At 38.3% G+C, this 24,301-nt stretch carries 24 protein-coding genes; 9 read left to right on the top strand and 15 right to left on the bottom strand.

Annotated elements, in window-relative coordinates:
• Window positions 1-87: 87 nt before the first annotated feature.
• The 3 genes from BKO01S_RS13335 to BKO01S_RS13325 form a co-directional block, all read right to left on the bottom strand.
• Entirely contained in the window at window positions 88-954 is an 867-nt protein-coding gene (locus BKO01S_RS13335; protein ID WP_066054590.1) for a fumarylacetoacetate hydrolase family protein, read from the bottom strand.
• Window positions 951-2,072, bottom strand: a complete 1,122-nt coding sequence (locus tag BKO01S_RS13330; protein ID WP_232311239.1) for a DUF418 domain-containing protein — start codon at window positions 2,070-2,072, stop codon at window positions 951-953. Before BKO01S_RS13330 ends, BKO01S_RS13335 begins: the two co-directional genes overlap by 4 nt.
• Before the next feature lie 155 nt (window positions 2,073-2,227).
• A complete protein-coding gene (locus BKO01S_RS13325) occupies window positions 2,228-3,820 on the bottom strand; it encodes a long-chain-fatty-acid--CoA ligase (RefSeq protein ID WP_066054585.1) in 1,593 nt (530 codons plus the stop codon).
• Between the two features lie 179 nt (window positions 3,821-3,999).
• Here BKO01S_RS13325 and BKO01S_RS13320 point away from each other — a divergent pair, with 179 nt between their 5' ends.
• From BKO01S_RS13320 to BKO01S_RS13295, 6 genes are read left to right on the top strand one after another with little or no spacing between them, the layout of a single operon-like run.
• Window positions 4,000-4,221 carry a spore germination protein gene (locus BKO01S_RS13320; protein WP_066054582.1) on the top strand — a complete coding sequence of 74 codons (222 nt, stop codon included), beginning with the start codon at window positions 4,000-4,002 and terminating at the stop codon, window positions 4,219-4,221.
• 15 nt (window positions 4,222-4,236) lie between these two features.
• Window positions 4,237-4,500, top strand: a complete 264-nt coding sequence (locus BKO01S_RS23960; protein WP_084362073.1) for a spore germination protein GerPB — start codon at window positions 4,237-4,239, stop codon at window positions 4,498-4,500.
• A gap of 19 nt (window positions 4,501-4,519) precedes the next feature.
• Complete coding sequence (gene gerPC, locus BKO01S_RS13310; RefSeq protein WP_066054580.1) at window positions 4,520-5,137, top strand: spore germination protein GerPC; 618 nt, start codon at window positions 4,520-4,522, stop codon at window positions 5,135-5,137.
• The gene (locus tag BKO01S_RS13305) at window positions 5,137-5,319 is read left to right on the top strand and encodes a spore germination protein GerPD (RefSeq protein ID WP_066055020.1); all 183 of its coding nucleotides are present in this window, start codon (window positions 5,137-5,139) and stop codon (window positions 5,317-5,319) included. Before gerPC ends, BKO01S_RS13305 begins: the two co-directional genes overlap by 1 nt.
• A gap of 2 nt (window positions 5,320-5,321) precedes the next feature.
• Window positions 5,322-5,696 carry a spore germination protein GerPE gene (locus BKO01S_RS13300; protein ID WP_066054577.1) on the top strand — a complete coding sequence of 125 codons (375 nt, stop codon included), beginning with the start codon at window positions 5,322-5,324 and terminating at the stop codon, window positions 5,694-5,696.
• A 39-nt stretch (window positions 5,697-5,735) separates the two neighbouring features.
• Complete coding sequence (locus tag BKO01S_RS13295) at window positions 5,736-5,954, top strand: spore germination protein (protein ID WP_066054576.1); 219 nt, start codon at window positions 5,736-5,738, stop codon at window positions 5,952-5,954.
• A gap of 14 nt (window positions 5,955-5,968) precedes the next feature.
• On the opposite strand, the gene hlpB is transcribed toward BKO01S_RS13295, so the two are convergent.
• The 5 genes from hlpB to BKO01S_RS13270 form a co-directional block, all read right to left on the bottom strand.
• A complete protein-coding gene (gene hlpB / locus BKO01S_RS13290; protein WP_066054572.1) occupies window positions 5,969-6,280 on the bottom strand; it encodes an HNH nuclease-like protein HlpB in 312 nt (103 codons plus the stop codon).
• Window positions 6,281-6,337: 57 nt separating this feature from the next.
• Window positions 6,338-10,111, bottom strand: coding sequence for a helicase-exonuclease AddAB subunit AddA (gene addA / locus BKO01S_RS13285; protein ID WP_066054569.1), 3,774 nt, complete (start codon window positions 10,109-10,111; stop codon window positions 6,338-6,340).
• Window positions 10,077-13,583 carry a helicase-exonuclease AddAB subunit AddB gene (gene addB, locus BKO01S_RS13280; RefSeq protein ID WP_066054567.1) on the bottom strand — a complete coding sequence of 1,169 codons (3,507 nt, stop codon included), beginning with the start codon at window positions 13,581-13,583 and terminating at the stop codon, window positions 10,077-10,079. The genes addA and addB overlap by 35 nt, the downstream gene beginning before the upstream one ends.
• Before the next feature lie 203 nt (window positions 13,584-13,786).
• On the bottom strand, window positions 13,787-14,653 hold the full coding sequence (locus BKO01S_RS13275; protein WP_066054565.1) for a Cof-type HAD-IIB family hydrolase: 867 nt from the start codon (window positions 14,651-14,653) through the stop codon (window positions 13,787-13,789).
• Complete coding sequence (locus BKO01S_RS13270; protein ID WP_066054563.1) at window positions 14,646-15,428, bottom strand: DeoR/GlpR family DNA-binding transcription regulator; 783 nt, start codon at window positions 15,426-15,428, stop codon at window positions 14,646-14,648. The genes BKO01S_RS13275 and BKO01S_RS13270 overlap by 8 nt, the downstream gene beginning before the upstream one ends.
• 197 nt (window positions 15,429-15,625) lie before the next feature.
• Between BKO01S_RS13270 and BKO01S_RS13265 the strand changes: the two genes are divergently transcribed.
• Window positions 15,626-16,393: an alpha/beta fold hydrolase gene (locus BKO01S_RS13265; protein WP_066054561.1), complete on the top strand. Its 768-nt coding sequence runs from the start codon at window positions 15,626-15,628 to the stop codon at window positions 16,391-16,393.
• A gap of 141 nt (window positions 16,394-16,534) precedes the next feature.
• Here the strand turns inward: BKO01S_RS13265 and fabG are convergent, their stop codons facing one another.
• The 3 genes from fabG to BKO01S_RS13250 all read right to left on the bottom strand — a co-directional run bounded on the left by fabG (window position 16,535) and on the right by BKO01S_RS13250 (window position 20,105).
• Window positions 16,535-17,275: a 3-oxoacyl-ACP reductase FabG gene (fabG, locus tag BKO01S_RS13260; RefSeq protein ID WP_066054559.1), complete on the bottom strand. Its 741-nt coding sequence runs from the start codon at window positions 17,273-17,275 to the stop codon at window positions 16,535-16,537.
• A 57-nt stretch (window positions 17,276-17,332) separates the two neighbouring features.
• Window positions 17,333-17,962, bottom strand: coding sequence for a TVP38/TMEM64 family protein (locus BKO01S_RS13255; RefSeq protein ID WP_066054557.1), 630 nt, complete (start codon window positions 17,960-17,962; stop codon window positions 17,333-17,335).
• A gap of 154 nt (window positions 17,963-18,116) precedes the next feature.
• On the bottom strand, window positions 18,117-20,105 hold the full coding sequence (locus tag BKO01S_RS13250) for a S9 family peptidase (protein WP_066054555.1): 1,989 nt from the start codon (window positions 20,103-20,105) through the stop codon (window positions 18,117-18,119).
• Window positions 20,106-20,316: 211 nt separating this feature from the next.
• Here BKO01S_RS13250 and BKO01S_RS13245 point away from each other — a divergent pair, with 211 nt between their 5' ends.
• Window positions 20,317-20,691, top strand: a complete 375-nt coding sequence (locus BKO01S_RS13245) for a YhjD family protein (protein WP_066055017.1) — start codon at window positions 20,317-20,319, stop codon at window positions 20,689-20,691.
• Window positions 20,692-20,714: 23 nt separating this feature from the next.
• Here the strand turns inward: BKO01S_RS13245 and BKO01S_RS13240 are convergent, their stop codons facing one another.
• Window positions 20,715-21,278, bottom strand: a complete 564-nt coding sequence (locus tag BKO01S_RS13240; protein WP_066054554.1) for a competence protein ComK — start codon at window positions 21,276-21,278, stop codon at window positions 20,715-20,717.
• Window positions 21,279-21,470: 192 nt separating this feature from the next.
• Between BKO01S_RS13240 and BKO01S_RS13235 the strand changes: the two genes are divergently transcribed.
• Window positions 21,471-21,707 carry an IDEAL domain-containing protein gene (locus BKO01S_RS13235; protein ID WP_066054553.1) on the top strand — a complete coding sequence of 79 codons (237 nt, stop codon included), beginning with the start codon at window positions 21,471-21,473 and terminating at the stop codon, window positions 21,705-21,707.
• 42 nt (window positions 21,708-21,749) lie between these two features.
• Here the strand turns inward: BKO01S_RS13235 and BKO01S_RS13230 are convergent, their stop codons facing one another.
• The 3 genes from BKO01S_RS13230 to BKO01S_RS13220 form a co-directional block, all read right to left on the bottom strand.
• Window positions 21,750-23,024 (bottom strand): M48 family metallopeptidase, encoded by a 1,275-nt coding sequence (locus tag BKO01S_RS13230; RefSeq protein ID WP_066054551.1) that lies wholly within the window; start codon window positions 23,022-23,024, stop codon window positions 21,750-21,752.
• A 128-nt stretch (window positions 23,025-23,152) separates the two neighbouring features.
• Window positions 23,153-23,458, bottom strand: coding sequence for an AzlD domain-containing protein (locus BKO01S_RS13225; protein ID WP_066054549.1), 306 nt, complete (start codon window positions 23,456-23,458; stop codon window positions 23,153-23,155).
• Window positions 23,448-24,179 (bottom strand): AzlC family ABC transporter permease, encoded by a 732-nt coding sequence (locus BKO01S_RS13220; RefSeq protein WP_066054547.1) that lies wholly within the window; start codon window positions 24,177-24,179, stop codon window positions 23,448-23,450. Before BKO01S_RS13220 ends, BKO01S_RS13225 begins: the two co-directional genes overlap by 11 nt.
• Window positions 24,180-24,301: the final 122 nt, after the last annotated feature.

The raw sequence follows: 24,301 nt of genomic DNA, 5'->3' as shown, positions 1-24,301 counted from the left end.
TCGACTTTATCATACCATAACAGTGTTAAAAAAACTAAAAAGAAAGTCGGTATCCAATTCTAGATTATTCAAACGTTCACATTATTTTCAAATCTCCAAGCTTACTTTATTTGTAAGAGTTCCAATGCCCTCAATTGTAATTTCTATTTGGTCACCTGGTTTAAGAAAGCGGGGTGGTTTGAATCCTTTTCCTACACCTGCAGGAGTACCAGTAGCAATCACATCTCCAGGTTCGAGTGTCATTCCCTTTGAAATGGTAGAGATTATTTCTTCTACAGAAAAAATAAAATGTTTAGTATTGGAACTTTGTCTTACTTCTCCATTTACTCTCGTTTCAATTTGTAATGAATTCGGATTTCCAATGCTCTCCTTATGAACGAGAAAAGGCCCCATCGGGCAACTGGTATCTAGGCTTTTTCCAAGAAAAAACTGCTTATGCTTTTCCTGAAGGTCCCTTGCTGTAACATCGTTTACGATGGTATAACCGAAACAATAGCTAAGGGCCTCCTCTATTTTAATATTTGTCCCTTTCTTTCCAATTACAATGGCTAACTCCCCTTCATAGTCTAACTGCTTCGTAATGGATAGATGATTTTTGATAAGATCAGCTGGCCCAATAATCGTAGTAGGAGCTTTACTGAACACCATAATATGCTCAGGAATATCCTCCTTGCTTCCCATCTCAATCGCATGATCCACATAATTTTTACCAACACATATAATGTTTTTTGGTGGATTTGTAATAGGAGAAAGCAATGTCACTTCTTCTATTTGAAAATAATCCTCCTCGCTTGCAGCTTTGATTTTTTCATGTATTTCCTGTAAAAATTCTTCTCCCTTTGCTATACAGTCAACCATGGAATCTGTATGGCTAACAGCAAGAACCTTCCTTTCTGTGGAATCTAAAACACCAACAAAAACTTTGTTTTCTTTTTTTCCGGTAATTAGCTTCATTTAATATCTCCTTCTTTCCTTATCTTTTGCCACTGCCAATACGAAACCGATCTCCACACCCACTCGAAGGGGCCGATACGAAAGTACTTTAGCCATATATAACTATAAATTAATTGTATTAGAAATATCATTAGAGCTAAAATCGTTCCTTCCACAACCGACACTTGTCCATATAGACCAAGACCGTAAGAATAAAATATCGTCGTCGATACTAATGATTGGACTAAGTAATTAGTAAAACTTAGCTTCCCAACAGGTCCAAAGACTTTTAGTACTTCTAAGCCTCGATGATTATTCGTAATCAATACGATTATCAGTATGTATGAAATGGAAAGAAGAGGCCCACCAAGCATATCTTGAGCATACTCTGTTGCCCAGTTTCTTGGTATCCAATAAGGAGAACTTTTTATGGATATTCCAATGAGCAAAGCTATGGCTAAGGTCACTTGAAAAGGTCTCGTCAATTCTATTCCTCTTCTTAACCAGTCCTCCTTTGCCGCTCCTCCGCCAATCAAAAACATTGGAAAGATGGAAAAGAGCATAAAAAACATATTTCCTGGGTTATTTACTAAATACCAGTCAAGAGATCTCTGTTCACTAATTTCCTCAAAAGTCCCCATTTGGTAAACGTTATACGATGCATTAGCACTTGTTTCATTAGCCATCGTAAAATCCCCATTCCCAGTAACGGAAGATGCTAAGATCATCAATATCGTAATAACCACATTAGGCACAAAATATAAAATAATACCCAATAATACAAGCACTTTTCCGCTTAACCTGATAAAGAGCAGTAGGAGGAATCCAAACAAAGAATAGGTAAAGAGAATATCTCCATGCCAAATATAGTTGGCATGGGCCCATCCTATGAGTAACAAGAAAAGTAATCTTCTTATTGCTATAGCCGGAAAGCTTTCACCCTTTGCCATTGTCCTCTCTCGTAAAATAATAAAACCATATCCAAATAAAAAAGAAAATAAAGGGTATATGCTTCCTTGGATGAACAAATCAATCAGCATGTAAAACACGTGGTCACTAGTGGTTGTCCATGTTACATGTGGGTCAATATAAAGGATTGGTGAATGAAAGGATATCATATTTACTAAGAATATCCCCAATATCGACAAACCCCTCATTATATCAATGGAAATAATTCTTTTTTGATTACTCATTTCTTTTACATATCCCTTCCTCTGTCCCTTGAAACCTATTATACTTGATAATTTTCCCAATAAACATCAAAACCGTTCCCTAAAACGGGAACGGCAAAACTTTAGTTAACAAATCTGCCTGATTTACCATATGACTCCCAGTAATCATTTCTAAGATGCACCTTTTGAATTTTTCCAGATGCAGTTTTTGGCAATTCTTTAACAAACGTAACACCTGTAACCGCTTTAAAATGAGCAAGTTTTTCACGTGAGAAAGAGATGAGATCCTTCTCTTCCACCGAGTGACCTGATCTAACAACGACAAAAGCGTGAGGTGTTTCTCCCCATTTCTCGTGTGGAACAGCAATCACTGCAGCTTCTAGTACACTCGGGTGCTCATATAACACTCCTTCTACTTCAATAGAAGAAATATTTTCCCCACCACTTATAATGATATCCTTCTTTCGATCCACAATGTCAATAGTGCCATATGAGTCAACTGTTGCCATATCACCAGTATGAAGCCATCCATTTCGTATGGTCTCCATCGTAGCCTCTGGATTTTTCCAGTACCCCTTCATTACCCCATTGCTTCTAGTTACCACTTCACCTATTTCCTTTCCGTTCTTTTCCACCTCCTGACCACTATCATTAATAACGCGAACATCACATCCAATCATGCTGACACCAGCCTTCGCTTTTAAACGATACTGATCATTTAATGGAAGATCACTTAAATGAGAACGAATGGTTGAAATGGTACTTAAAGGAGAGGACTCGGTCATTCCGTAAACTTGAATAAACTCCCATCCAAGCTCTCTTTCTACCCTTGTTACAAATGCTGGTGGTGGTGCTGAGCCAGCAATGACAACTCTTACCTTATGATTGATTTGAGGTATATTTTGCTCATAATATTGGAGAAGGCTATTTAAAACAGTTGGTGCCATATGCATGACGCTTGCTTTAAATTTCCCTACGGCCTTAAAAATCTCCTCTGGAGTAGCTTTTCTCAAACAGATTTGGGTAGATCCGTTAGCTGTATAGTAAAAAGGTGACCCCCAGCCATTCACATGGAACATCGGGAGAATATGAAGGAGAACATCTTGATCACTCACTCGCAAATGATGCATCGTCGTTAGTGCATGTATATAATTATTACGGTGAGTTAACATAACCCCTTTGGGATGACCGGTTGTACCACTCGTATACAACAAGCTACAAATGTCATCCTCATGAAGCTCTTCCCTTGGAAACGCTTTCCCTTCTTTACTAGCCAACCATTCGTCGTATCCAATTTCCTTCGTCCCATCATCTTTATAATGTACAATAATTGTCTCAACCGTTTCTAGTTTTTCTTTAATAGGGAGTATAAGATCATAAAGCTCTTGGTCTACAAATAATACCTTTGATTTACTATGATTTAAAATAAACAAATAGTCCTCAGGCTTCAACCTAATATTTAGCGGTACCATCACTCCACCAAGCAAGAAGACGCCATAAAAGCCTTCAAGCATCTCAACGGAATTAGGAGCTAAATAGGCTATCCGATCATTTTTATTTACTCCGAGTTCCTTTAATCCATGTGCAAGCTTGTTTACCCGTTCTCCTAATTGACGGTATGTAAAGCTCCTTTCTCCACAATATACTGCTTCCTTTTCTCCATAAAGAGACACCGCACGGTCTAAAAACTGGGTTAACACTAAAGGTACATTCATTGCACACCCACCTTTATCAAAATATTGGTAATTATATAAATATTTTACCATAACACAACGGAACTTAGTGGAATTCTGTTATAGTACAAAACTCGCAATTCAACTTTTTCCCCCAAATAATTCACATCTATTATCTAGGCACATACAATGTAAGGAATCTTAAACAAAGGGTGTAGTGTATGCCAGCAATAGTCGGTGTAGCTCAAGTGATATCAATCGGAAGTAGCTCTGTCTTTCATATTGGAGATGTATATAAAATTATGCCTATTTCCAATGCCAAGACGTACTCTGGGGCAGGGTCCTTTAATACCGGAGATGGGTTACATGTGTACAACAGGTTTAGTTCAACGAACACGTATGACCATGATGGAATAGATCAAGGCAATATTTTAAATGCTTAGTTAGAAGGTGATGAAATGAACTTCTATATTCAACAAAATATATCTATTAATCTCCTAAGAATTGATGCAATAACGAATTCATCCGTTCTACAAATAGGGAGTGCAGGGATTATCAAACCAACCTCCCATTTATACAATACAGGGGGGTTTACAGGGCCAGCACCCGACCCCATTCATCCCGGGGGTACATTCGTTTCCACTCAAGATGAGGTAGGTTTTGTAGGGGATGGTACAGGATCCCCTATCGAGGCTCCATCTGTACCATTATCCATTTCATAAAAGAAGGGAAGATGTCGCTATGAATAATGAATTCTACGAATACTTAAGACAACTTCACCAACTTGTGAAAAACCAGGAAAACCGAATACGAATGCTAGAACACAGCTTACTTCAAGTGCAAACAGAGATGTCTAAACTTAAAGAGAAGCCCCCTATTCATGTCGATCGAATTGAATATAAATTTGATCAACTTAAGGTAGAATCCCTTGATGGTACATTAAATATCGGCTTAAATCCTTCCGATTTACAAGGAATCGATGAATTTTCCGTTCCAAATCAATCGGTTAAGACTCCTTATTCTCCAAAGCAAATGTTCCAAAGATCCATGGAATTAGAAGATAAAGTATATGATTATATGGGTCATCATCTTCCTTCCATTTTCGAGACCACTCAAGCAAAGCTACAAACAACTCTCGATGAATCGTACTATCACTTTATTGAAGAAGATATCAGAAAACAGATACCTAAAAGATTGGAACTTTATTTACGAGAAATTTCTGCAGGAGAGAAAGAAACACTGGACACTCAACAAATTGATGATAAAGTTCTTGAGCGGTTCCACAAAGAAATGGAGTATGGGGTTGAGGCATTTATTAAAAATTTACCTAAGAATGTGAAAGGGATGAAGCAAGAATGATGAATTTTCAAGTATACAATCGTGACTTACACGTTGGAGATATCCGTGTAATCGGTGTATCTAGTTCTTCTATAATGATGGTAGGGGATGCCGAAATCATCCAACTCGTGTCAGCGTTTGATACTCCTGCTGAGTCCCTCATTATTGGACCTTTTGTTCCTTTAGCAGTGGAAGGTAGGTAGCAATGCTTCAACGCTCAAGCTCGGTTAAGAATATAAAGATTACCAATGCAGCTCTTTCATCTGTCATTCAACTAGGAGATTCTAGTATCATTAATGGTCTAAATAGAGCAATAGCTGTTCAACGGGAAAAGCAGTTATTTATAGGGGATGAGGAGGATTTTTTTAAATATCCTATCTTTCGACGCCCGATTGTGATTCCTCCAGATAAAGAGGAAATAATGATTTCCTCCTTTCATCAAAACCCAATGATTCATGTGAACTCTATAAATGTTATTGCCTTTTCTTCCTCCTCCATTCTTCATGTTGGAAACACAAAAACAATCAATATGGAAGCGCGAATCAAACATATTCGTCAGCTCTTACCAAGAAGTACTTGAAACTGACTGGTTGAAAATTTTTAAAAAAGGATGTTTTTCATGCCGGCAATTATTGGCCCCGTTCAAATTACAACTGTAAGTGGAGGGATCGTCCAATTTGGTGATTCTCTCTATATTTCACCAAAAAGTAATTCTAAATCTGTCACTGGTGCTGGTGCTGCCAATACAGGCGGATTAGTCATAACGAATAACGGAGTATCAGCAAGCAATGTGTTAGATACGAATTTGATTGACCAGCCAACACTTGGAAATAATTAGGTGAGACACCCGTTTCACCTCTTTTTTTGTCTTCTTTCCTTTGATTTCGTTACACTGATTAGCTTTGTAGAAGGCTGTTTTTGAATCCAGCGGACAAACTTCTTTATCGTATCATCATCCCGTAAACGTTCTATTGTGTTCATTCGAGTAGCTAATTCCTCATTTGTATATATAGCATGGATTTGCTTATGACAGGGTAAACATAGCTTGGCCGTCGGTAAAAACGTACCCCCCAGCTCTTTCGGTGTTAAGTGATGGATGGTGATTTCCACATTTGTCCGATAGCAAAGCTCACAATCCCCTAGAAGTGTTTGTTTCTTCCCCATAGCCTTCCCTCCTAAAAGAATAGCCAGCAAGAGTAATATCTCCTGCTGACTACATATTTAATCCATTTTCATGATATGTGCACCGTCGAAGAAGAATAAATACGACTCATTCACTGTCTTCTTCCAAATTTCCTCTAATGCTTTTTTATATAACTCAATCTGGACTTTGTATCGCTCTTCAAGAATCGATTTCGCCTCTTCAAAGCCACCTTTGTATCGATCATGAATTCCATCCGTCTTAAAATCAAGTAAGACAAGACCTTTCTCATCTTCAAAGACACAATCTATGATACCTTGAAGGAGAACCGCCTCCTCCTCTCCCTTCCAATTAACATACACTTCACTAGCTGGAAGAGATAAACTGAATGGAATTTCACGTAGAACAGTGTTTGCACTTAGTAGTCTAGAACCAAGTGCCGATTCAAAAAATTGCACAATCTGATCAACATCTATTACCTCAAGCTGCTCAAGTGTTAACAGTTCATGCTGAACCATATCATTTAATTGACTGTTAATACTATCATTTGTAATTGGTTTATTTACATCTATCTGCTGCATTACTGCATGCATAGCTGTTCCTCGTTCCGCTGGTGTTAAGGATTTCTCTTGCATAAAACGTGGACGGTTCATTAGTGGTTTTCGGAATTTGCTTTGCATGTCTGTCGCACTCTCTTCATCCTGCAATTCTCTTTGCCTTTTCACCTCTGAGACAGATTGCTTAGAACGATGAACCGATGGTGCAAAATATTCATACTTGAAATTCAATTGTGATAGAACTTGTTCGTTTCGCTCCGATTTGACTGGAAGCTCCTTCCCATCAATCACAAGATCCAATAAGCTGTCCTTTTCTTCTTCTAACATTTCCTTCAAAGAAGCTAATTGGACTCCATCAACGATTTCTATCTTCCAGCACGATGAATGGTTTGAGATCTCCGCTGGAACGTGTTGTCCGATATCCTTTCCATTTCGTAACTCCAGACAATCTTGATGTCTTATTAGAGATGGTCCAATCCAGTCTAAGTAGCCCTTCGCTGATTGACGGTCGTACTCTTTTAGTAGCCATTCCGAGTGAGTTGAGAATTTCCCCCAATCCTCAAGCTTCTTGTCTGCATCCTTTACCGTTCCAATCAAATATAAGTACTCTTTTGCACGGGTTAATGCTACATATAAAACACGCATTTCTTCGGCCAGCATCTCAAGCCGCTTTTTCCGTTTAAAAGCAAGCTGCGGTAACGATGGATAAGATATTCTCTTTTTAGGGTCGACATATCTGGCAGAAAAGCCGAGCTCCTTGTCGAGCATATAGGATTTCCTTATATCCATCATATTGAACTGACGGCCTAATCCAGCAACAAATACAACTGGGAATTCTAATCCTTTACTGCTGTGAATAGTCATGATCCGAACAACATCTTCACTTTCCCCCAGTGCGCGAGCAGCGCCAAGGTCGTCCCCACGTTCTCTCATGCGTTCAATAAACCGAAGAAAGCGGAACAACCCACGGAAGGATGTTTCCTCATATTGACGAGCTCGGTCGTACAGAGCACGTAAATTTGCTTGACGTTGTTTCCCCCCAGGTAATCCACCTACGAAGTCAAAGAATCCTGTTTCACGGAATAACTGCCAAAGTAACTCTGATAAAGCACCTTGTCTAGCAGAAGCCCTCCATTTCGATAGATTCTCCATAAACGGAACGATTTTCTCATGAGCCTCTTCCGTTGCTTCTGTTGGAGCTTTTCGATAAAAGGCTTTGAGAGCTTCGTAATACGAACCACTTCGGTCCTCCATTCGGATATGTGCGAGGTCTTCTTCTGTTAGACCAACGATAGGAGAGCGCAGGACAGAAGCAAGTGGGATATCCTGATATGGATTATCAATAACATTTAATAGTGACATCATGATCACTACTTCTGTTGCTTCAAAATAACCTGATGATAGATTCGCATAAACGGGAATTCCCTGGTCCTTTAATTCCTCCATAATTTGTGGAGCCCAAGTCATGGATCTGAGCAATATGACGATATCTTTATATGAAGCTTGTCTAGAGCTTTTTGTTTTTGGATTATAAACCGGCTTTCTCCCTTGAATTAGACCATGTATTTTACTTGCAATTAGTTTTGCTTCAAGCTGAGATTGTGCTAGTTCTTCTTCATCAAAAGAATCCCCTTGAATCTCACTTTCCCCTTCTTCATTTGGAGGGTCCTCTTTTCCGTCGCTATTGATGATAAACAACTCAACCGGGACAGCTTCCTCTGGGTATGACGCTCCATTAATTAATTCCGCTGTTTCATCATAGGTAATTTCCCCAACCAAAACGCCCATGATTTGCTTAAACAAATAGTTTGTTCCATGAAGCACTTCCTTGCGGCTCCGGAAATTTCGAGCTAAATCAATTCGAAGTCCTGAGTCGTCACCATGTGAGGTAAAACGATTGTATTTTCCTAAAAATAAATTTGGTTCAGCTAAGCGGAAGCGATAAATCGATTGCTTTACATCTCCCACCATAAACAAATTCCCTGTCTTTTCTTCATCCTTTGTAACTAAGTTTAATATTGCTTCCTGAACCATGTTTGTGTCTTGGTATTCATCCACAAGCACTTCTTTAAATTGACGACGATAGGATAGTGCTTCCTCAGAGGGTTTGAAGTCATGATCCGTACTCTCTTCTGAATCGGATAAAATCTGAAGGCAATAATGCTCTAAATCAGCAAAGTCAACTAATCCTTTTTCCCTCTTAATAGAGTCAAATCTATTAGCAAATTCCTCAACAAGTCTTACTAGTGTTTGAATATAAGGCTTCATTTGTTTCATATCATGAATGAAGCTTTGTGGTTTTCTTGAAAATAATTCCGCTTGAATCGCTTGAACCATTTTCTTTCCTTTGTCTCTAAGTTTTTGAGATTTTTCAATTAGTACTTCATCATAATCTGTTTTTTTACAGGTCTTAAGCTTAGAAAACGATTCACTGAGAAGTGTATTATACAATTCTTCCCACGAATGGTTACTCGCTTCAAGTAGCCGATCAATAATTCTTATATCATCTGTAAAATTTTCTGCTCGAGGACTTGGTCCTTCCGGAAGCTTCGTTAAATCAAGGGCAGCCTCAAATAACCCTCTAGCACCTTGAAGCTGGAGGCGAATGTCGAATATAAGAGTTGGATAAAACGGCAACGATTCAATCGTTGTTGCTTCATTTACATCATACATATCAATAATTGATTGTAGATACGACTTTGTCGAAGGATTTGAGCGTGCAAAGTCATAAAGTTCTCGAATAATAACTTGAAGCGCAGCATCACTTCGGTCATTTGAAAACATATCAACTAAATCAAAAAATTCAGTATTAGCTTCCAACCCATACTCTTCTTCAAATAATGTATCTAGTACCTCATCTCTCAAGAGCTGTGCTTCCGTTTCATCGGCTATTCTAAAACCGGGGTCCACTTCAATTTTATAATAAAATTTCCTAATCACCTCTAAACAAAAAGAATGGAGAGTTGATATGCTTGCCTTATTTAATAGACTTAGTTGTTTTCTCAGGTGCCTAGATGTGGGATTTTCATCAATCGCCTTCTCAAGTGCCTCTCCCATACGATGCTTCATTTCTGCTGCAGAGGCATTTGTAAAGGTAACGACAAGCATCTCATCAACGTCCATTGGGTGATCTTCAGAAACAATTTTCTTGATCATTCTCTCTACAAGAACAGCTGTTTTTCCAGACCCTGCTGCTGCCGCAACTAATATATCTTGTCCGTTTGCAACAATTGCTTTCCATTGATCATCTGTCCAGCTCACATCACTCGGCTTCGGTGGCAGATTCATTCTCGCCATTTTCAACACTCTCCTTTCTCATTTTTTCTACGACAGTTTCCTTATTTTCTACCTTCAACACCCTGTATTTATTATCCTGTAATGATTCATCAAATTGACAGACAGACTTGAAAGAACAGAAGGTACAAGGTGTCTGTTCCTTCATTTTATAAGGAGAGATTTGAACAGCCCCATCGACTATACTGTTTCCCGTTTTCACGTACATACTTCTAACATACGATCGCAATTGATTAAATTCTTCCTTACTTGCCACTTTTGACCTCTTCGTTAGTGACCCGTCTTTTTTAATCCCTGCTGAGATAATCGTGGATTCGCCGGATTCCAATGTTTGATCCATGAGTTTGATTACATTTTCTTCCCCTAACAATAAACCGTTCATCTTAAATTTTTTGAAAAGCTCTGCTTCAATCTCATCTAACGTTAGCATTTTGCTCGTGCTTATCATCGGATTATGCACGTGAAAATAAACAACACCAGCAGGGCTAGCCTTGGATCCAATGAAAGATTCAGAGTTTGAAATAATAATATCTAAATACGTAAGCATTTGGAGAGCCAGACCATAATAGACTTCGTTTACATTTATGTCTTTTGCACTGGATTTATAGTCAAGAATTCGCAGGAACACTTCACCGTCATGGGAGGCCTTGTCTACTCGGTCAATTCGACCCACTAACTCCATCTTTGTCCCATTTTTCAGCGTAAATGGTGCAGGCTTTATCTGTTCTGCAGGTCCAAATGGTAATTCCAGTCCTACCGGAGCAAACCCACTTGCCTTGGCATGGTCACGCAGAATAAGCGAAGCCCTTTGAATAATTTGTTCAAGCTTTCTTTTAATATAATGATGACGATTCGAGCTTAATAAAATTTCATTTTGTAACTTGGGTGCAAGTACATCCACTGCTTGTTTTGCTAACTGTTCCATTTCATCCTTAGATACATCGGACCATGACAACTTGCTTGCCATAATGGTTTCGGTAATATACTTTAATGCCGCATGGAATAGTTCTCCAATATCTGGTGCTTCCAGCTTGAATACTTGGCGTTCTCTAAGCTTTAACCCATGCTGAGAGAAATGTGAAAACGGGCAGCTATGGAACATCTCCATTCTACTTACACTAGATTGGATTTGTTCTCCATACAATTCCTTGCTGGTCTCCTCGGATAGCTTGGTTGTCCGATTTTCATACGTTAAGCTGGAAAGTACCTTCCGTACATCTCTATGGAAATGTGGTTTCGATTGGTAATAATTATACACATCCCACCATAAGTCATAGATGGGGTAATTTCTTTTCTTAAGTTGCAGCTGTGAAGTTAAATAGGCAAGAGCTGTATTTTCATGTGCTACAAATTTAAGCTGTTCTAATTCACCAAGTTCTGAAGGTTCAGACATGAATGATAGAGCTTCACTATCAGGGAACATATCAACCATTCTTTTAATATATGGAGAGGCAATTAACGCTTTTCCTTCAGAGTTTGCTAATGGATAAGAAACATACAACCGCTCAGACGGAGTCGTAAATGCCTTATAGGCGATAAACTCCTCATCTAATAAGCGAGTTTTACTGCTAGCAGCAATCTTTAAACCATTTCCTAATAACTGTTCTCGATCCTCGTCAGCAAATATTCCATCCTCCGAAAATTTTGCAGGAAGAACACCTTCAGTTATCCCAATGATAAATGCAACCTTTACATCAGTTAGACGGGATTTTTCTAGATCTGCACCTAGCACTTGATCCATTGCAGGGGGCACTAATGAGAACTTCAGTGATTCTAGCCCTGCATCCAAAATCGTTAAAAATTGCTTCGAAGATACTTTTTCATCACCTAACATTTCAACGAACTGATCAAGAAGCTCAATAACCCCGTTCCACGCTTGGTCATGCTCTCTTGCTTTCGTTAATTCGCCCTTTTCTTCTTCAGCTATTTTCCATCTTTCAAGCTTTGCAGGTATCTCTAGTTCCTCCAGATATAGAAAAAGTGCCTCAGCTAATTTGCTTCCATTCTCAGCTTTTTTCAATCTTCTTGATAATCGAAGAATCGGTGCTGAAATCATTAATCGTAGCTCATTTAACTTCTGTTCACGTTCTTTTTCCTTAGTGGTTTGGGCTACAGATTCTAATTCCAGTCCCCTCATTCGGCGATATACCCAACGGTCACGCCTTGTCCATTTATCCCCTTGTATTCCGAATGCGAGGACAAAGTTCTCAAGCTGATCCATTTGTTCTCGCATTTTATTAGGATCAACATGAAGGGGATAAAGAAGTTCTGTTTTCACCGCTCGAAATACTGGCTCATACCGCCAGTATCCATTAATCACTTCAAGTGTAGAGCGAATAAGTTCAATAACTGGATGATGAAGCATCGTACGTTTTTGATCCACAAAAAAAGGAATCTCGTAATCATCAAAAACCGTTTCAATTAAATCCTTATATTCATGACCATTCCTCATCATAATAGCAATGTCTTTGTATCTATATTTTTCTGTTCGAACTAGCGAGAGGATTTCGCGTGCAATTCCTTCAATTTCCGCTCGACGATTAACCGCTTGTCCTATGCTGACAGCAGTTCCCCCTGTATATACATTTGTTGGCCGTGTATCAAAAAATGTTTCCAAATGCTTGAGCGATGGATGCTTCCATCTCTTTTGTTCAGATAAAATGGTTTCTTTTATTTCTAATCTTTCTACTCTAGCAATCTCATAAAGACTTTGACAGGTCTCAGCATTCATGCGGAATAAATGCAATTCATCTGGATATTTTTCATTATAGGGCTCATCTAATGTAAGAGTGATTGTAACTTTTTTGCAGTGCTTCATGAGTTGGCTAATAATAAAATATTCTTGAGGTGTAAAACTGTAAAACCCGTCAATATATATTTCTGCGTTTTTTAAATAAGTTGATAACGGAATTTTTTCAGCTAATAATTTGAAATAATCCTCGGAGTCGACGTACGAACCAAAAAGAGCATCTTCAAAATGTTTATAAATCAGCTCTAAATCATGTAATTTGTCCTTAAGGACTTTATTCATTTGCTCTGATTCCTGCTGAATGAGTAATTCTTCTGGTCTAACTAAATATCGTTTAAACTCAACCAACATTTGCTCAAGCTGCCCAATAAACCCATTTTTATCAGCGGAAAGATTAAAAAGCTTTAATTCTGCTTTTCTCTCTTCAACAATCTTTCGAATTAACATATTAATACCGACACTATTTAAGTGGTATCTAGTATTTCCACCTGTCTCCTGCAACACTCGCCACGCTAGTCTTGAAAAACTAAAAACCTGAGTTCGAATCATTCCCCCAAGCCTAGGTGTTGTAATCAATTTATATTCAGAAGAAAAAGTCATTTGGTCAGGTACTAGGTAAACAATTGGATTTCCTACTGGCGATTGAAGCATTTCCTCTCTTATCTCTTCCAAACAAAAATGCGTTTTTCCAGTTCCAGATCTCCCGATAACTAAATGAACTGCCATAAGAAAACCTCCCTCGTCGTTCCTTCTCTATCCTATTATCTTACCATAGGTATTGCCGGAAATAGGGTATAACCTACTTGATGTGAACCGCTTTTTCTTTCCAGTTACAAATGACGCCTAGAAAGTAAATAGGCCAACCGATATGGTTGACCTTATATCTAGGTTGTCACGCCTTACCTTCAAGTTACGCCAACCATTGATACCTATTTTTTTAGAAGACGATAGATAAAATGAGCCACTCCATGCTCGTGATTTTCAAGAGTTACTTCATGTGCCTTCTCTTTTACTGCATCATCTGCATTCCCCATGGCAGCACTTCTGCCTACCATCGTTAGCATGGATATATCATTGTAATTATCTCCCACTGCTGCCATTTTTAGAAGTGGAATTTGTATGATTTCTCCTAATTTTTCTAAAGCCTTCCCTTTGGAGGCATTTTCATGAATAAATTCGAAATTATGTTTACCTGATGAAACGATATTCAACCCTTCCAAAGCGTTAAAATTCTCTTTTCCTCTATTTAATTTTTCATCATGAAAGGAAAACGCAAGAATATTATAAAGATCCGCATCATAACTAATAATGTCTTGGTAGGAGGATACAAATTCAAATCCTGTTTGACTGTACTGAGTGGCTAATGCTCGTTCAATATCTTCTTCTTTAATAGAAGGATTTTCTTTTCTAAGTCGATCAGCTTCCTTCGATAGTATATCTCTACCATGCTGTGGAGTAAGTAGTCGATTGTCGGCAAACACTTCATAGTAGTACCCTTCATCCTCTAGCCATTTTAATATCGGTTCTGCCGTTTTTTTATCAATGGGTACGGAATGAACTTTTTCACCATTCGGATGATGAATAGTTGACCCATTGGCTGAAATAATCCACGGATTAATGGGAAGGCTATACTCATTAAGTATATTCTTAACATCGTGATAAGAACGCCCTGTCGCAATCACGATCATTACCCCTTGTTGATGAGCATAATCTAAAGCCTTGATATTTTCTGAGCTTATTGTATTTTCATGGCTTAACAATGTACCATCTAAGTCAATTGCAATTAAATTAGTCATTTCCCTCTTCCTCTCCCTCACCAGCTATCACGAGCTCGACCCCATTTTCTTGCAAAAGCTGGATAAAATCACTACTCGGCATACGGTCCGTTATTAGTACATCTATATCTGTAAAATTCCCATATTGGAAGAACCCATTGACTCCAAATTTCGTATGATCTGCTAAAACAATCACTTGTTTTGCTTGCTGCATCATTTTTTTCTTTAACATTCCATCCTCTTCATGAGCACTTGTCAAACCTGATTCAGATATACCAACTGCTCCAATAAAGGCTTTATCTACAGAATACTGAGCCATTTTCTCAATAGCCTGCGATCCAAACAAATAACGGTGCTTCTTATGGAACTCTCCTCCTACGAGATGGATGGAAACAAGTGGGTGCTTTGATAAGATCTCTGCAGAATTAATGGAATTCGTAATAATCGTACATTCCATATTTTCTACATGCTCAGCACATGCTTGCACTGTAGTGGAGGCATCTAAGATGATGTCATCTTCTGCTTTTAGAAAGGTCGCAGCTTTTTTTCCAATCACTTGTTTTTCCCTAGAAACAACCTTTAAACGATGGTTATAGTCCATAACGATGTGATGTTCAGCTGGTAGCAATGCCCCACCCCTCGTTCGGATAATTCTCCCTTCCTCTTCAAGACGAACTAGGTCTCTTCTTGCCGTATCCCTTGAAACCTCTAATTCTGTACAAATTCCTTCAACTGTAATTCGTTTATGTTCTTTCAAATAACTAAGAATAGCTACTAAACGTTCCTCTTGATACATAATTTTTCAACTCACTATGGTTATTTATAAGTAATTATAAGTAAAATTATTTAATTTTTCAATTGGTTTTAAGTTTTTTTAATCATTTTTAAGTATTATTGCGATTTTGTGCCTGTTTTGGTTGGTATTTAATTCCTTCTCTGAATTCCACTTCTTTTCACATACTATCTATAAAGAACTCGATAGGAGATAATCGAATGCAGAGCATGACATTAAAAGGTGAACTCATTTGTTATGATGATATAGGAGAAGGTCTCCCCATTATTTTCCTCCACCCACCAGGTATGGGCAGAAAAGTTTTTGATAGGCAAAAAATGCTCTCTAAGCATTTCCGGATACTTTTGCCCGACCTCGCTGGACACGGGGATAGCTCCTACAATGTTACAAGAGAAGTGACCGTTGAACGATATGGTGAGGATATTATTGAGTTTATGAATCAGTTGGAAATTACAGCGGCTGTATTATTTGGTTATTCCTCTGGAGGAGCCATTGCTCAATATCTAGCCATTCATCACCCAAGCAGAGTTCACACGCTCATATTATCTGGGGGTTATCCTATTGTGGATCATTGGACTATAAAAAATGAGCATCGTTTGGGCGTATTTTTTGCAAGTAAAAGTAAAAAGCTGATGTCGGCAGGGCTTGCATTTGCTCACACAAAGGATCCTGAACTTCGCCGTCTGTTAAAAGAACATATGCTTAAATCAAACCCTCTCGTATGGTCAAAATACTACTATGACGTAATGCATTTTAACTGCAAGGATGGTCTTGCAAAAATTACTGCACCAGTTCTACTCATGTACGGTAGCAAGTCTGACGTATTCAATACGTATATCAAAACTTATAAAAAAGAATTGGCTGATGTTGAGATCTTTATCATTAAGGGAGAATCTCACCAACTTCCAACAAGACAACCAAGTTATGTCAATCAGATCATTACGGGGTATTTGTTGAATAAACAGTAGGAAGGTGGGTTCTAATGCCGCTTAAAAGGGAATTGTTGTCCTGATGGGCGGTTAGAACCTTTCTATTTGACCGGCCAAAAAAGGAGAAATCTCTAATTAAGAGATTTCTCCTTTACAATCAAGCATTATCCTTCCACTCTACTACATCATGATGCCACCATCGACATGTAGCACGGTTCCATTCACATAGTTGGATTCGTCCGATGCTAAGAATAAATAGGCATTCGCAATGTCCTCTGGATTTCCTAGCCGGCCAAGTGGTACCATCATTTTCATTTGCTCCATTACTTTCTCAGGTACTTTGGCTGTCATCCCCGTATCAATAAAGCCAGGCGCCACTGCGTTTACATTGATCCCTTTACGCCCAAGTTCCTTGGCCCATGTCTTAGTCATCCCCACCACCCCTGCTTTTGTGGCAGCATAATTGGTTTGCCCAACATTGCCATTTATACCAGATACGGATGAAGTATTAATAATTTTACCTTTTCCGTTAGCAACTAATATAGGAAGTACTGCTTGTGTACAATGAAAGACCCCAGTTAAATTCACATCAAGCACTTGCTGAAAGTCCTCAACTGTTAGCTTGGACAGCATCGCATCGCGTGTGATTCCGGCATTATTCACGAGAATATCAATCCTGCCAAACAGGCCAACTACCCCTTCTACCATTTCATTTACACTATCACGATTAGCCACATCTACTCGAAAAAAAGCTACTTGATAACCTTGTGCCTTTAACTCTTCTGTCTTTATTTCTCCTAAATCTGCATCGTAATCCACTAAAGCAACCCTTGCTCCTTCTTTTGCAAATAAACTAGCAGCCGAGAAGCCAATTCCATTTGCAGCCCCTGTAATGATTGCCACTTTCCCCTTTAATCTCATATTTTCCCTCCTCATTTAATAACTATATTTTTACCAAGAGAAGAATTTTTGCTTTGTTCATGATTTTGATCTTTGCGGTTCACTTACTCTTGTTTCAACACGGTTTAGGCGGGCTTCAATTCTTTTCCCAATAAACCAAAGTAATGCGATGACAAATCCAACAATCGCAGTACGTACTGGTTGTGTAATCAAAGAATGTAGGTCATATCCGACAAAGCTAATGGTAAAAATCATTACCATTTTCCCTGTTAGTACAGCTAGCATATATTGAGCAATACTTATCTTTGACAGTCCTGCAACAATGTTCACAACAGCTGACGGTGTAAAAGGAAAGCATAGTAGTAAAAACAGTGGGCCAAACCCGTGGTTCTCTACCCAAACCATTAATTTTTGTACTTGAGGATGCTTCTTTAAAAAGTTCAATATTCTCTTTTGACCAAACTTCCTAACTAAGAGGAAGACAATTAATGCTCCACCCGATGCCCCTATCCAAGAGAATAAAAAACCTAACCATAACCCAAAGGCACTCGCATTCGCCATTACAAATAGGAAAAGTGGTAAAAATGGAAGAAATGCTTCTAGTAACGGTAGTAAAATCCCTGGAAACGGTCCAAAGGATCTGTATTTTTCAATTACTTCCATAATATTTTCAAGAGTAAACCAAGCTTTGATTAATTCTAGATCCATTACTAAATCCCCTCACGTAAATAAACAGCATATTATTCTAACATGGTCCTTTTTTTCATATTGTACACCTCCTAATTAAAAAAGAGAACGAATTCAACCCTTTTATGACAAAAATACCCACAGGACTTGTTTCCTATGGGTATCGATTGGATCATTAAATATATTCTTTAAACCATTGAAGAATATGATTTAGTCTCTCTATTCTTAAATTCGGCTTTCCACTTCTTGATAACTCATGATTCGACTCTGGGAAACGGACGAACTTTGTTTCTTTTTTACGATGCTTTAACGCAATATATAACTGCTCAGCCTGCTCAATTGGACAACGGTAGTCCTTCTCACTATGTAGGATGAGTAGTGGTGTATCTATCCTTTTAACATAAGCGAGTGGTGAATGCTTCCACAAAGTTTCTAAGTCTTCAAGCTCCGCTTTAATTTGCCATTCATTAAAGTAATATCCAATATCACTTACGCCATAAAAGCTAATCCAGTTTGAGATAGAGCGTTGTGTAACTGCAGCCTTAAAGCGGTTCGTATGTCCAACAATCCAGTTTGTCATAAAGCCGCCATAGCTTCCACCAGTAACCCCAAGTTTGGTTTCATCTATGAAGTCGAAATTCTCCAATGCATAATTTACCGCATCCATTAAATCTGCATAATCTCTTCCACCATAGTCTCCACGGACCGCATCCACAAATGATTGCCCGTATCCATGGCTACCTCTTGGATTAATGAATAACACAGCATATCCGGCCGCTGCCAACATTTGAAACTCATGAAAATACGTATTTGCATACATCGCATGAGGTCCGCCGTGAATTTCTAAAATACACGGATATTTTACATCATTTTTAAAATCAGCTGGCTTCATAATCCACCCATGTAACTGCCAGTCATCAGTTGAGGTAAATTCAATTTCTTCCACTTCTGCAAGTTGAACCTCTTCTAAAAATCCCTTATTAACACTTGTCAGTTGTTTAAGCTCTCCCGTTGGTACATCCAACAAGTAAAGGTCTCCTGGCTCCATTGGTTTACTTATCGCAACAACTGCTCGGTTCACTTGTCCGCCCGTAGTTGCACCATATACATGCTGGTTATCTAGCAATGCTGGGTAGAGTTCTCCTTCTACCGAACCGTAGTATAAAACGGTATTTCCATGATCGCTCGCAAGGAAATAAAAGCTTGTGCTATTATCTCCCCAAAGTACCCCTGGAGTTACTACCCCCTGATGAAAATCTCCGATTGCAAAGTCTCCAACCAGTAAGTCTGTTCCCTCCGTTAAGCAAGTCAATGTTTCCTCTTCGACGTGATAAATCCATAGCTTTGTCAAAGTCGCGTTCTCAAATTCTCTTTCGTGACCTAATAACCCTATATATCTTCCATCCGGAGAGAAGCTAGCACTCCCAAAGTAACCTGTACCTTCTGTTATTTTCTTTAGCTCTTTTGTTTCTACATCTAATAAAAAGAAATCATTTATGAACGAAAAATCAGTATCTTCATTAAAATCAGCTGATACAGCAAGTTTTTTTCCATCGGGAGACCAACTTTGTAAATGGATATCCGCGTCCCCTGAAGTTAGCAGCTGTCCTTCTCCACTTTCGACGTTCACGACCCCCACCTGTTTTACTTTACCGTCCAAAAATCCAGCTGCATCTGATTTATACTTCATCTTTTCAACTACTAATGGTTTTAGAAGATTTGGATGTTCCTCTTGCTTCTCCTCTTTCCCGGAAAGATCATCACCTGGCTTTAATGAGGTGTTAAAGGCAATTTGTTTTCCATCAGGTGACCAAACTGGATTGCTTGCACCATTGGCTACGTCAGTAAGCTGTTTCGCTTCCCCACCCTTTTTATGTAAGATGTAAATTTGTCCCTTCCCGCTTCTCGTTGAGACAAATGCTAGTTTTTCACCACATGGTGACCATCTTGGTGAAAAGTTTCGATCCGTACCAAATGTCCATTGAACAGGGTTTGATTCTTCCTCTACATTCATGTAAAAGACATGGGAAACATAATCATTTTTCTTTTCATCAATGGACGTCTCAATATACACAAGGTCTTGTCCATTGTTAGCTAGCTGTGGGTCTGCTACTGATTTCAGATTAAATAAATCCTCTGCCAATAAAGTTCTTTTATTTGTCACCCATATCATCTCCTTTATTTTTACTTATTTATTTCGATAACAGAAATATTATTCCTTCTAAAAAAATTAATTTTTTCTTTTTTCTTTTCGTAAACTACGCACATCATACTCGTTTCACTCGGAAGGAGATAACATCTTGCCTTTCTCTCCTGAATCATATAAAATAAATAAGAACAAACGTTCCTATTTTAGTCTGAAAGGTTCGATAAAAATGACTAGAATTCCACCAGAAGAAAGAAATATGATTGAGCAGGCCATCTATTTACCGATGGTACTGACCGTCCTTAATCGTGACATTCAGAGCATTAACACAAGTACCATTAAGTTAAAGGAGCCTTATCTTCATTTAATCGAAGAAACGATGAAGGTCGTCCAAAAGGAGCTTAGTGAAATTAAGCGCCACATGAGTAAAAATAAAATTAAAGTATATCAGTCTAATCATGACGAGGCCTTTACGATGTTTACCTTTCTTTATAAAGGGTATGAAGAGCATCATAATTATTTTAATCCAAGAATCCGAAACAAAGTCCAGGAACTTCTTGAGTATTACTTATTTAAGCGAGAAAATAACAAAACAGAAGCATAGAGTTGCTCCTGTTCATGTTTAATTTAACGCCCGTAATTTCCATAATCTAATTGGTTTTCCGATGCCCTCATCTTTTTCCCAAAATTCACATACATCGTTCTTGTATCCTCAAGACGTTTTCCCAACTTAGATCGTACGAGCAATGTTCTTGAGATTTGATTGTGAAAGGAGTTAAAGGAAATGGGAATGTTCATAACCTCCTTGTTCGTGAACAAGACAGTCGTTTGACTTTTATCTCCCTTCTTATAATCGACGATATGTTCATGAGCAAGCCAAATACATTCCGAATTATCGGGGGAAGTGGTTGGGAAAAAATAGATGAAGTTTGTTGGGGAAACAGGAATGGGGACCTTATGCGTGATTCCAGTTAGCTGTCTAACTCCGTCCTTTCTACCTTCGTAGCTTGATCCAAAAAACTGACAGCTTTTTTTTATTATATCAATGGGCTTAAAAGGGGAAAGACAATTATCTTCTGTTTCCAATACCTTGGAATAAGTTTTACACCCATAAGTGGTTGGCATAATCACCATTGTAAACGGGTTGATTTCATACTCCTCTACAAGATTTCGCTGGTGCGGCATTCTCATTCTTTCATCTCCTTATCACAATATTAATTCACCTCCTATCATATCAGCTCAATGAAAAACAATATCAAATTTTGTAAAAAATTCGGAATTAGTTCACAATTTGAGCTTGAACTTTCTAAATTTTTTAAAAATTCTGTTGATAATTTCAATAAAGTTAAATATAATATGAAAAAGACATCAGAGGTGATTTCAATGAAAGAAAAATCTTATACAGAACTGATGAAATCCAGTGCCATGAATCGTAAAAAAGCGAAGGAATCATTTGTGTTAGATTTGTACGTTGAGATGCTGCTGTCAGAATCATTGCTAAAAGCGGAAAAAGAAAAATTAACAAAGCGAATTGATCAGGCCATTGATGAAAGAAATAAACCAGAATTTTTTAAGCTAACAAATGAATACAAGCTATTAACCAAGAGATTCGGAACATAATAATAAGTAAATGGGGCTCCTCTAGAGGGCCCCATTTACTCATTATGGCTGATTTCTCTGCTCCACTTCATATTCCTCAATTCTTGTAATACGTTCAAGCATGGTTGGATGACCATATCGGAATAGTTTCACAAGTAGAGGTGGATTTACCTGACTGAGCCCCGCTTTCGAAAGCTCCTGGAATGTTCCAATTGCAGCCTCAGAGTTCTGAGTCATTTCAATGGCATAACGATCGGCCCTCATCTCTTGATATCGTGACACCGTGTTAGAAAATGGACTTGATACATACATCAGCAATGATAGCAGCAGGAGAAATAATGGGAGCGACCCAATATCATTCACTGCAGAAATTTTTAATGCGTCTCCCCATCTGCTAACAATCACTCTCATTAGCCTCGAGATAATGTATAGTCCAAGTAAGGAGAATACCAAATAACCAGCAATTCCAATATATAAATGCTTTTCCACATAATGTGCCATCTCATGAGCCATGATAAATAGAATTTGATCCTCAGTTAATCGATTAAGAGTCGTATCCCACAAGACGATTCTAGAGTTGGATCCAATTCCAGTTACATACGCATTAAGTGCATTTGTCTTTTCTGCCATATTCACTTCGAATACATGCTCCGCAGGAATCCCAGCAGAATTTGCTAAATCAAGAATTTTAGACTCAAGCTCTTTATTTTTTAATGGATAAAAATCATTGTACAAAGGGTCAATAATGACTGGCTGTAAAAACATCATAAATAAAGTGAATGGTATGGAAATTAACCAAGCGAAAAACCACCACTTCTTACCGCTTTTCCTCATCAGCCAATACAAAACGGTCACAATAAGAAACAAAGTTCCGTAGTTAATCCAAAAATCAATCAGCTCATCCTTCATCCAGGATGAAAAGGATTGGGTTGAAATATTGTATTTCTTTGAAAGCGAGTAGCTAACATAACTTAATGGAGTCGTAGCAATAAATGCCGCCACCGAAAGCCACAGTAAATAAATGGCTTGTTGGAGTACTCGATATTTAGCCGACTGCTCTGACCATCTCTTAAATGCCTTCGAAAGGCCAAACAGTAAGATTAGCAAATAAAAAAGCCATTCAATTGGAGTAGAAATAAAAAATAAGAAGTTGCGAATTTTCGAGTATTCCTCAGATAACATTAACTCTTTTTCATTTAAAAAAGTGGCAGGATCTGCCTTTGTCCCCTGATATTCAAATGGCAAGCTTGATTGTGAAAAATAAAATAAATACCAGTAAAAAAAGAGTACATATAAACAAACGGCCAGCACACCGTACAAGCCAATTTTCTTTGCCAAAAATGATCTCCCCTTTCCACCTTGTCCAATCCTTTTGTACTTATTTTAGTAATAAAAATAGGATTTAGAACCAATAATTACTATATCCCAAAAGATAATAAAAAAACTGTTCCTCCAGGAGAAACAGCTTAGAAAAAATAGGAATAAACCGTCAGGACCGTAATAGACCCAATCACAACTACTATTACATTTGCACCGAGAAAAGCAGCAATAAAGGCGGCTGCAGCCCCTAGAATGCCATACCAAAGGTCCTCCTGAATATATAAAATCCCCGGAAATATTAGTGCTCCAAGCGTTGCGTATGGCACATTTTTCAGAATTCCTTGCAAAAATGAGGGTAATTCTTTTCCTTGAAAAAGGACGAACGGAAGCATTCTTGGAATATACGTGACTAACCCCATTCCAACAATCATCCATAGAATCTCACTTTTCATTCTCCTGCTCCCCCTCCTGCCCTCGTAATGTTTGGACCACTTCTACTATAATAGCTGAGAGCAAAGTGGCTGAAACAATAGACCACCCTGTAGAAAGAATTTCTGTCATGGTAAATATCGTATTAAAACACGCTGCTATTACGGCTAAAAATACCACCTTTACGCTTCTTTTCATCGAAGGAACAACAAGTCCGATAAACATAGCATATAGGGCAACTGACATACTTTCCTGCAAAGTCTGCGGAAGTGAGGCACCAATAATATGACCCACCCCAGAATTTATGACCCAGCTTGAATACGAAACAGTAATGACTCCAAAAAGAAAGCCTGTCGTAACCTTTTCATCTCTTAATGCTGCAACAGAAAACGTCTCGTCCGTTATTCCAAAAGAATAGAGCATTTTAAGTCCCGTTGATTCCTTTTCTACATTCTCATTCAGGGAAGCAGACATAAGAAAGTGTCTGATATTCACAATAAAAGTTGTTAATACAATCTCAAATATTCCCGTTCCAAGCGTGATTAGACTTAGCGCAATATATTGAGAAGCCCCCGCGAATACAATAATACTCATTAGTACGGTTTCAGTAACCGTAAGTCCTGTTGTTTTTGCGAGCAATCCAAATGTTAACGCAATCGGAAAATAGCCAATGCCAATCGACACTCCTGCTTGTATTCCCTTTCGAAACTCACTGCTACTTCTTACAGAAACTACTTCTTCCAAAAAAAATCACCACCCATGTTGACTATCCTCTACGAATCTATGATGATACCAAAATACATAAAACTGGAAGCTCACCATCGAATATTATACCTGTACAAAAAATATCCATCAAGAGACACAAA

The sequence above is a fragment of the Robertmurraya korlensis NBRC 107688 genome (genome assembly GCF_001591645.1).
Taxonomy (GTDB): domain Bacteria; phylum Bacillota; class Bacilli; order Bacillales; family Cytobacillaceae; genus Robertmurraya_A.
This window is presented reverse-complemented; position numbering and strand designations above follow the sequence as displayed.

Bases quoted from the DNA above. Each gene is read 5' to 3' on its own strand.
- BKO01S_RS13255 (WP_066054557.1), bottom strand. From the start codon at position 17,962: ATGGATCTAGAATTAATCAAAGCTTGGTTTACTCTTGAAAATATTATG.
- BKO01S_RS13295 (WP_066054576.1), top strand. From the start codon at position 5,736: ATGCCGGCAATTATTGGCCCCGTTCAAATTACAACTGTAAGTGGAGGG.
- gerPC (WP_066054580.1), top strand. From the start codon at position 4,520: ATGAATAATGAATTCTACGAATACTTAAGACAACTTCACCAACTTGTG.
- BKO01S_RS13225 (WP_066054549.1), bottom strand. From the start codon at position 23,458: ATGAAAAGTGAGATTCTATGGATGATTGTTGGAATGGGGTTAGTCACG.
- BKO01S_RS13305 (WP_066055020.1), top strand. From the start codon at position 5,137: ATGAATTTTCAAGTATACAATCGTGACTTACACGTTGGAGATATCCGT.
- fabG (WP_066054559.1), bottom strand. From the start codon at position 17,275: ATGAGATTAAAGGGGAAAGTGGCAATCATTACAGGGGCTGCAAATGGA.
- BKO01S_RS13320 (WP_066054582.1), top strand. From the start codon at position 4,000: ATGCCAGCAATAGTCGGTGTAGCTCAAGTGATATCAATCGGAAGTAGC.
- addA (WP_066054569.1), bottom strand. From the start codon at position 10,111: ATGGCGAGAATGAATCTGCCACCGAAGCCGAGTGATGTGAGCTGGACA.
- BKO01S_RS13265 (WP_066054561.1), top strand. From the start codon at position 15,626: ATGCAGAGCATGACATTAAAAGGTGAACTCATTTGTTATGATGATATA.
- BKO01S_RS13325 (WP_066054585.1), bottom strand. From the start codon at position 3,820: ATGAATGTACCTTTAGTGTTAACCCAGTTTTTAGACCGTGCGGTGTCT.
- BKO01S_RS13245 (WP_066055017.1), top strand. From the start codon at position 20,317: ATGACTAGAATTCCACCAGAAGAAAGAAATATGATTGAGCAGGCCATC.
- BKO01S_RS13335 (WP_066054590.1), bottom strand. From the start codon at position 954: ATGAAGCTAATTACCGGAAAAAAAGAAAACAAAGTTTTTGTTGGTGTT.
- addB (WP_066054567.1), bottom strand. From the start codon at position 13,583: ATGGCAGTTCATTTAGTTATCGGGAGATCTGGAACTGGAAAAACGCAT.
- BKO01S_RS13275 (WP_066054565.1), bottom strand. From the start codon at position 14,653: ATGACTAATTTAATTGCAATTGACTTAGATGGTACATTGTTAAGCCAT.
- BKO01S_RS13235 (WP_066054553.1), top strand. From the start codon at position 21,471: ATGAAAGAAAAATCTTATACAGAACTGATGAAATCCAGTGCCATGAAT.
- hlpB (WP_066054572.1), bottom strand. From the start codon at position 6,280: ATGGGGAAGAAACAAACACTTCTAGGGGATTGTGAGCTTTGCTATCGG.
- BKO01S_RS13300 (WP_066054577.1), top strand. From the start codon at position 5,322: ATGCTTCAACGCTCAAGCTCGGTTAAGAATATAAAGATTACCAATGCA.
- BKO01S_RS13240 (WP_066054554.1), bottom strand. From the start codon at position 21,278: ATGAGAATGCCGCACCAGCGAAATCTTGTAGAGGAGTATGAAATCAAC.
- BKO01S_RS23960 (WP_084362073.1), top strand. From the start codon at position 4,237: ATGAACTTCTATATTCAACAAAATATATCTATTAATCTCCTAAGAATT.
- BKO01S_RS13270 (WP_066054563.1), bottom strand. From the start codon at position 15,428: ATGTATCAAGAGGAACGTTTAGTAGCTATTCTTAGTTATTTGAAAGAA.